Source organism: Deinococcus piscis (genome assembly GCF_014653275.1).
In the GTDB taxonomy this organism is placed as follows: domain Bacteria; phylum Deinococcota; class Deinococci; order Deinococcales; family Deinococcaceae; genus Deinococcus; species Deinococcus piscis.
Map to the genome: position 1 here is coordinate 25,407 of NZ_BNAL01000030.1, position 7,440 is coordinate 32,846.

Below are 7,440 nucleotides of genomic sequence, written 5' to 3' on the forward strand. Positions count from 1 at the left end.
GCTAGGCTAGGCGCATGACCCAATTGGTGCTGACCCGCGACCAGGCCGGGGTGCGAACCCTTAGCCTGAACAACCCTGACCGTCTCAATGCCCTGACCGCCGCCCTGGCGGGGCAACTGCTGACCGCCCTCCAGGACGCGGCCAACGACCCCGCTGTGCGCGCCGTCGTCCTGACCGGCGAGGGCCGGGGCTTCTGTGCCGGGCAAGACCTGACCGAAGTGGCCGGGCCGCTGCTCCAGGGCCAGGGGCTGGACCTGCACGGTCACCTGGAGCGGCACTACCGCCCCGTGATTGAAGCCATCCGCGAGATGGACAAGCCTGTGATTGCCGCCGTAAATGGCGTCGCTGCCGGAGCCGGAGCCAGCCTGGCCCTGGCCTGCGACCTGCGGGTCAGCAGCGAAGACGCGCAGTGGGTGCAGATTTTCTCCAACATTGCCCTGATTCCGGACGCGGGCAGCACCTGGTTTTTGCCGCGCCTGGTGGGCTTTGGCCGCGCCTTTGAGCTGATGAGTCTGGCCGAGAAACTGAGCGCCCAGCAAGCCCTGGAACTGGGACTGTGCCAGCAGGTCTTCGGGGCGGACACTTTCGCGCAGCAGGCCCAGGCTTACGCCGAGACCTTCGCCGCCCGGCCCGCGCTGGCCCTGGCCCTGACCAAGCGGGCGCTGAATGCGGCCCTGACCGGCACCCTGAGCGACTCGCTGACCCTGGAAGCCGAGTTGCAGCAGCAGGCTGGCGAAAGCGCCGACTTCCGCGAAGGGGTGCAGGCCTTTATGGAAAAGCGCCCGCCCAACTGGAACCGCTGAGGCCCCAGCACAGCGGCCAAAGGGCAGTAAGACGGTAACGAAAAAAAGAGGGCGGCCCTCCACACGGAGAAAGCCGCCCTCTCACCTTGCAGGGGTCAGGAATGGCCCACTGATTCGGCGGGAACCGGCGGCAATGGGCCGAGTTGCAGCAGCCGGGCATGCTCCTGGCGCTGGCTGTCTTCAATCAGATCGGCCAGGGTGGTGCTGCCCAGCACGTCGCGCAGGGCCTGGTCCACCCGCTGCCACAGGTCCAGGGTGCCGCAGACATGTTTGCCGTCACAGACATGATTTTCCTCGACACATTCCACCGGGGCGATGCTGCCTTCCAGCGCCGTGACCACGTCGTAGGCAGAAATCTGGTCGGCGGGGCGGGCCAGCCGGTAGCCACCATAAGCGCCGCGCACGCTTTTGATAAATCCGGCGCGGCGCAGGTTAGAGGCGATCTGCTCCAGATAATGCTGGCTGAGGTCCTGGCGCTCAGCCACGTCCTTGAGCGGTACAGCCCGGCCCTCGCCAGGCGTTCCGCCGCCGCGCCCGATTTCGATCAGGGCGCGCAGCCCGTACTGTGCTTTGGTGGACACCCACATGCGCTGAGTATACCCCCTAAACCGTACGGGAAATACGGGATTAAGCGCGAGGAGCAGAAGGCAAAAGGCCAGAGGCTTCAGGAACCGACTTCCCCCAGCCAATCATCCGCTTTGTGTCATCTGCTTGCTGCCCCATCTCCCATCCACCATTTACACTGTCCCCCATGCCTGCTTTGCCGCCGCTCTCTCCTGCCGAAGTCCTGCTGCGGGCGCGGTCCCTGGGCTGGCCGCACCTGGCCCTGCTGGAATCGGCAGGGCCGCTGACGGCGTACGGGCGGTATTCCTTTCTCAGCGCGGCTCCAGTGCGTACCCAGAGCGAACTGCCAGAGCGGCCTGGAGGCGGCGGCATGTTCCCGGCGTGGCTGGGCGGGCTGCATTACGAAGCGGCGCAGTCGTTCGGCCTCAGCACGCATCCACCCCAGGAGAGCGGCGGCTGGTGGGGCTGGTATCCGTCGGGGCTGGTGTGGGACCGGGAAGCAGGCACGCTCGCTGTGGTCGGCGAACCACATCTGGACTGGTCAGCGCTGCTGGGCAACGAACCGGCTGCGCTGGAACCGCTGCGCCTGGGCCAGCTGAGCGCCGACGACCTAGATTACGTGGCGGGCGTGCGGGCCATTCAGGAGCTGATTCGGGCAGGCGAAGTATATCAGGTGAACCTCTCGCGGGGGGTCTGCGCGGAGGCGATGGGCGACCCGCTGGACGCCTACCTGCGGCTGCGTGAGCTGAATCCCAGCCCGTTTATGGCCTACCTGGAAACGGTGGACAGCACCGTGGTGTCGTGCAGCCCAGAGCGGCTGGTCTACTGGGACGCCGCAGGGGCACGGGGACGCGGGCAGATTTCGGCGCGGCCCATTGCGGGCACCCGGCGGCGCGGCGACACGCCCGCAGAAGACGCCGCTCTGGAAGCCGAGCTGCGCGCCTCGCCCAAGGAGCGGGCCGAACACACCATGCTGGTGGACCTTGTGCGGCACGACCTGGGCCGCGTGGCCGCCCCCGGCACGGTGCGGGTGCCGGACCTGATGCTGGTCGAGCGCTACAGCCACGTGATGCACCTGGTGTCGGAAGTGGTGGCCGGGCCGGTAGAGGGCCTCACCGTGCGCGGGCTGCTGGCGGCCAACTTTCCCGGCGGCACCATCACGGGCGCACCCAAAGAGCGGGTGATGGACGCCATTGCCGCACTGGAACCCGGCCCCCGGCGCTGGTACACCGGCAGCGTGGGGCGGATTTGCGGGGCAGGAGCGGACTTTAGCATCCTGATCCGTACAGCAGATTTTCGGCGTGAGGGTGCAGGCTGGAGCGTCACCGTTCGGGCGGGAGGCGGCAGCGTGATTGATTCGGACCCCGCCGCCGAAGCCGAGGAAACGGTTCACAAGGCCCAGGCGCTGCTGAACGTGCTGGCCGGAGTGCCGGGCCGTCCCGCACAGCCGCCCGCGCCCCCAGTACACGGCCAGGACTGGCGGCCCCCCGCCGCGCCCACGCAAACGCCGCTGCGGGTGCTGCTGCTGGACAACCGCGATTCCTTCACCCACAACCTGCGCCACGACCTGCTGGCGCTGGGCGCAGCCGTAGAGGTCCGCAGCCAGGATGAGGACGCTGCCGACCTGCTGGCGCTGCGACCCGACGCCGTGCTGGTCGGCCCCGGCCCCGGCACCCCGCAGACCAGCGGCTGCACCCTGGACCTGACCCGGCAGTGCCTGGAACAGCGCGTGCCGCTGCTGGGCGTGTGCCTGGGCCATCAGGCGCTGGGCGAGGTGCTGGGCGGGCGGGTGGTGCGCGGGCAGCCGGTGCATGGCCGCCCCGAAGCGATGACCCACACGGGCACGGGCCTGTGGGCCGGCATTCCGCAGGGCGCGGAGTTCGGGCGCTATCACTCGCTGGTGGTGGAGGGCTTAGACGAAGTGCTGATTACGGCCAGAAGCGGCAGCGTGAATGGGCAAGGCGGCGTGGTGCAGGCACTGGACGTGCCCGGAGCCCCCGCCTGGGCGGTGCAGTTTCATCCCGAAAGCGTGCTAAGTCCGTATGGGCGGGTGCTGCTGGGCAACTGGCTGGCGCTGAGTGCAGCAGCGAGCCAACCTGAGTAGAATCCAAAAATGAAAGAACCCCCCACTGGGCAGCTCAAACGTCAAGACAAGGCCATGAACGAGGCAGACACGTCAGCCCTGCTGAGCCGCGCCTTTTGCGGACGCACGGCCACCATCGGCGCGGATGGCTACCCCTACGCCGTGCCGAACCTGTTCGTGTGGATGGATGGTCAAATTTATCTGCATACCGCCCGCTACGCTGGCCACTTTCTGACCAATGTGCGCCACTATGACAAAGTCTGCTTTGAGGTGGACGAAGCGGGCGAGGTCTACCCTTACGGCCATATTGAGTGTGATACCTCAGTGGCTTATGTCTCAGCCGTGGTGTTTGGACACATCCGCATTGTGGAAGATGAAGCGGAGCAGATTCGCTTCTACACGGCCTTCATGGACAAATACGCGCCCGCCGATTCATGGGGCCGCGAGCAGGATTCTTTTCCGAGGATAGGCGGCACAGTGGTTTACGCGATTACGCCGCACAAAGTGACGGGCAAACTCAGCCCTCTCCCCGTCCCTGCCGAGCGCTGGCCCGCGAAAAACGACACCGCTTCTCCCGGCTGGACAGGCTCCGGACAACAAGGTAAGGCGCAGAAATGAGCGACCTGCTTCACATCAGCCCCGACATTCAGTCCCGTTTTCCCGGGTACAAGGGCCTTGTCCTGGTGGCAAAGGGCCTGACCAACGGCCCCAGCGATGAGCGGAGCCGGGGCTGGCTTGGCGAAGCCGAAGCGCACGCCCGCGCTCAGTTTGCTGACCTGCCTCCCGCACAGCATCCGCATTTTCAGGCGTGGCACGAAGCATTCCGCTCTTTTGGTGTCAAGCCCAAAAAGATGCCCAATTCGGCAGAAGCCCTGATTGCCCGCGTGTTGAAAGGCGGCGAACTGCCCGCCATCAACCGACTCACCGACGCTTACAACGCCGTCAGTGTGCGGTTTGCCGTGCCCTGCGGCGGCGAGGATTTGGAGCATGTCACAGCGCCTGTCACCCTGAAAGTCGCTGATGGCAGCGAACCGTTCGAGACGAACAAAGACGGCACAGCCTTCACCGACCATCCACCCGCAGGCGAAGTGGTTTGGGCCGACGGGCAGGGCGTCACCTGCCGCGCCTGGAACTGGCGGCAGGGCACCCGCACCCGCCTCACCGAAACGACGACAGATGCATATTTCCTCTTTGACGCACTGCCCCCGGTGACTTGGGAGGAACTGGAGGCGGCGGGAGATGAACTAGAGCGGCTCCTGCGCGAAATCGCACCTGATGCAGAGCTGGAGCGTCTGCGCCTGAATGCCGCAGTCAGCCATGCTGGAGCTTAGGCCACTTCCCACCGCCCTTCTTCACCCCGCCACGTTGCACGGCGCATCTACCTTTACTACCATTCGCACCCGACACGGGCAGCCGCTGCTGTGGCCGCAGCATCTGGCGCGGCTCTCGGCTACGGCGGCGCTGCTGGGCCTGCCTGACCCCGGCCAGCCGGAGCCGCCTGCGCTGAAGCCGCTGCCCTGGGGCCTCTTGCGGCTGACCCTCACCGCAGATGGGCTGTACTGGAGCCACGCGCCGCTCACGCCGGGGCCGAAGCCGACGGCTGGCATAGACGTGCTGCTGACCGGCTGGGAAGTTCACCCCCAGCTGGCCGCGCACAAGACCGGCAACTACCTGCCCTACCGCCTGGCTGGAGCCGAAGCGCAGGCAGCGGGCGCATTTGAGGGCTGGCTGCGGCTGGCAGGCACCCTGGCCGACGGCAGCCGCACTGCGCCGCTGCTGGAGCTCGGCGGCGAACTGGTCGTGCCAGCAGGGGGCCTGCCGAGCATCACGCGGGCGCATTATCTGGCAGGCAAGGGCTTTACCGAGCGCCCCGTGATGTTGGCCGAACTGCCCCACATCTCCCGCGCCTGGATTTGCGGCAGTGGCGTGGGCGTGGTGCCGGTGCGTGAGCTGTGGCTGGACGGGGAGAGGCGAGCGTTAGCTGTGCAGTGGCCGCAAGGTGGGGATGCGGTGACGGAGTGGCCGGGGTAAGGGAATTCCCCCTTCAGCCTATGGCTCAGCCTGCCACACCTCCCCACGCACCCGCGCATAGTTCGCGTCCAGTTCCGGCCCCAGCCGCACCAGTTCGGCCAGCCTGCGGGCCATGCGGCTCACCTCGCGGGCCTCGTCCAGCGACAGCGCACGCCCCAGCACCCCAAATTCGCGGTAACTGAGCCATTTCTTGACCACCTGATAGCCGCCGATGGTGTATTCCCACACGCTCAGCGGCACGTTTTCCCAGACCCAGCCGTCATTGAGCGACACGTCCAGCACGCGCCCGCCCAACTCGCTCGGCAAGTCCGACGCCGCCCGCTCGGCCACGCGCCCGCGCCCCGGCATCACGACACTGCCGCGCTGCAAGTTGCCCCAGCCCGCCCGCACCTCGTAGCCCTGCGCCGCCGCTGCCGCCGCGTCCACCTTTTTCAGCCGCCCCACCGCGCCCAGTTCGGGGGCCGTTGCCGCGTGCGGATTGTCCAGCAACTCCGCCACCCGCGCCCCCAGCCGCGCCGACGCCTGCAAAGCCTCCAGCGTGGCAGGTAGCGGAATACGCGGCCAGTCTGCCGCCACACCCGCCGCGTTCTCGGTCAGGTACGCCGCGCTGAAGCCCACCGCCAAAGCGTGATGCCAAATCAGCGCCGCCGCTTCGGGGCTAGAGTCGGGGTCGGGTGCGCCGAGAGCAGACAAATAAGTGCGTGCGAGGGGTGAAAGATTGGCGCGGGTAGAGGTCGGAGCATCGGAAAAAAGCCCGTCAGACTGAGCAGAAGTCGAGTTGAGGAGGATGGGGAAATGTCGGGCGTGTCCACTAACTGCGTCGTAGTCAACAATGTCCTTTGAAAAATAGAACGGGACCTCAGTAGGTGACAACTTCAGTTCGATGCTGTCCCAGACGGCAAAAACAAACAGTTGCCCCCATCAAGCTTGATGGGGGCAACTGTTTGCGGTCTCCTGGGAGTGTGAAATCAACAGAATCCGCTGCCCAGCAGGCTACCGCACTCACCCGGCACTTCAAAACGCACGCCAGTCACCTCCGCATCGACACGCTCCAGCGGCTCATCGATGTCCTCCTGGCGATGATTGCCGCGAGGAGCGTCAATCATCACGACTTGAGTGCCCACATGCCCGGTATCAGTACCCCACAGGCTAAAAAAAGGCGGGCAGACCGCACTTTCCGGGATGAGCAGCTGGACATGGGCTTTTTCATCGCTCTGCTTGTCGTCCATCTTCCACCAGGGAAAGTCTTGCTGAGCCTGGACCGCACCAACTGGGAGCATGGCGAGACCCCCATCAACTTTCTGGTGCTTGGAGCCGTGGTTCACGGCTTCACCCTGCCGCTCATCTGGGTGCCTCTCGACCAGTCTGGGAACAGTCACACCTACGCTCGAATGTGGCTGGTGTTGAAGCTCCTTCGGGCCTTGCCAGCGAAACGCTGGCTGGGTCTGGTGGCCGATCGGGAGTTCATCGGCGCGGAATGGTTCCGCTTTCTTCGTCGTCAGGGCATCAAGCGGGCAATTCGTATCCGACAGACCGACATGCTGGACGACATGAATGGGAAAGAATGGTTTGAGCACGTCCAGCACGGTCATTTTCACGAGATTGGCGAAAAGGTGTTCGTGTTCGGGGAGTTGATGCGGGTGGTCGCGACGAGGTCACCTACAGGTGACCTCGTCATCATCGCCACAGATTTCAGTGCTCGGAAGACCTGGAAGCTTTACAAGCAGCGCTGGTCGATAGAGTGCACCTTCAGCAGCTTCAAGAAGCGAGGCTTCGACCTGGAGCGGACCGGAATGACGGAAAGGAGCCGTCTACAGCGACTCTTCGGCCTAGTGACCTTGGCCTGGATGTTCTGTCTGCGCCTGGGGGTCTGGCTCAGCCAGGCCTGGCCCCTGACTACCCCTCAAAACGTGGGACAAGCCGTGCCAGACGGCTCCAATTTTCAGGGCTTGGGTGGCT

At 65.5% G+C, this 7,440-nt stretch carries 8 protein-coding genes; 6 read left to right on the plus strand and 2 right to left on the minus strand.

Translation table 11 applies throughout. The features are described 5' to 3' along the window. Nucleotides 1-14 precede the first annotated feature (14 nt). Complete coding sequence (locus tag IE158_RS10695) at nucleotides 15-803, plus strand: enoyl-CoA hydratase-related protein (RefSeq protein WP_189643696.1); 789 nt, start codon at nucleotides 15-17, stop codon at nucleotides 801-803. 95 nt (nucleotides 804-898) lie between these two features. On the opposite strand, the gene IE158_RS10700 is transcribed toward IE158_RS10695, so the two are convergent. Next, entirely contained in the window at nucleotides 899-1,390 is a 492-nt protein-coding gene (locus IE158_RS10700) for an RrF2 family transcriptional regulator (protein ID WP_189643697.1), read from the minus strand. Nucleotides 1,391-1,554: 164 nt separating this feature from the next. Between IE158_RS10700 and IE158_RS10705 the strand changes: the two genes are divergently transcribed. From IE158_RS10705 to IE158_RS10720, 4 genes are read left to right on the plus strand one after another with little or no spacing between them, the layout of a single operon-like run. Next, nucleotides 1,555-3,471 (plus strand): chorismate-binding protein, encoded by a 1,917-nt coding sequence (locus IE158_RS10705; protein ID WP_189643698.1) that lies wholly within the window; start codon nucleotides 1,555-1,557, stop codon nucleotides 3,469-3,471. A gap of 9 nt (nucleotides 3,472-3,480) precedes the next feature. Further along, nucleotides 3,481-4,068 carry a pyridoxamine 5'-phosphate oxidase family protein gene (locus IE158_RS10710; protein ID WP_189643699.1) on the plus strand — a complete coding sequence of 196 codons (588 nt, stop codon included), beginning with the start codon at nucleotides 3,481-3,483 and terminating at the stop codon, nucleotides 4,066-4,068. Further along, the gene (locus IE158_RS10715; protein ID WP_189643700.1) at nucleotides 4,065-4,781 is read left to right on the plus strand and encodes a B3/B4 domain-containing protein; all 717 of its coding nucleotides are present in this window, start codon (nucleotides 4,065-4,067) and stop codon (nucleotides 4,779-4,781) included. Before IE158_RS10710 ends, IE158_RS10715 begins: the two co-directional genes overlap by 4 nt. After that, a complete protein-coding gene (locus IE158_RS10720) occupies nucleotides 4,753-5,481 on the plus strand; it encodes an aminotransferase class IV (protein WP_229839074.1) in 729 nt (242 codons plus the stop codon). The genes IE158_RS10715 and IE158_RS10720 overlap by 29 nt, the downstream gene beginning before the upstream one ends. An 18-nt stretch (nucleotides 5,482-5,499) precedes the next feature. Here IE158_RS10720 and IE158_RS10725 read toward each other — a convergent pair whose 3' ends face one another. Then, nucleotides 5,500-6,354, minus strand: coding sequence for a type ISP restriction/modification enzyme (locus tag IE158_RS10725; RefSeq protein WP_189643701.1), 855 nt, complete (start codon nucleotides 6,352-6,354; stop codon nucleotides 5,500-5,502). 206 nt (nucleotides 6,355-6,560) lie between these two features. Between IE158_RS10725 and IE158_RS10730 the strand changes: the two genes are divergently transcribed. Then, a partial coding sequence (locus tag IE158_RS10730; RefSeq protein WP_229839075.1) for a transposase occupies nucleotides 6,561-7,440 on the plus strand: 880 nt, incomplete at its 3' end.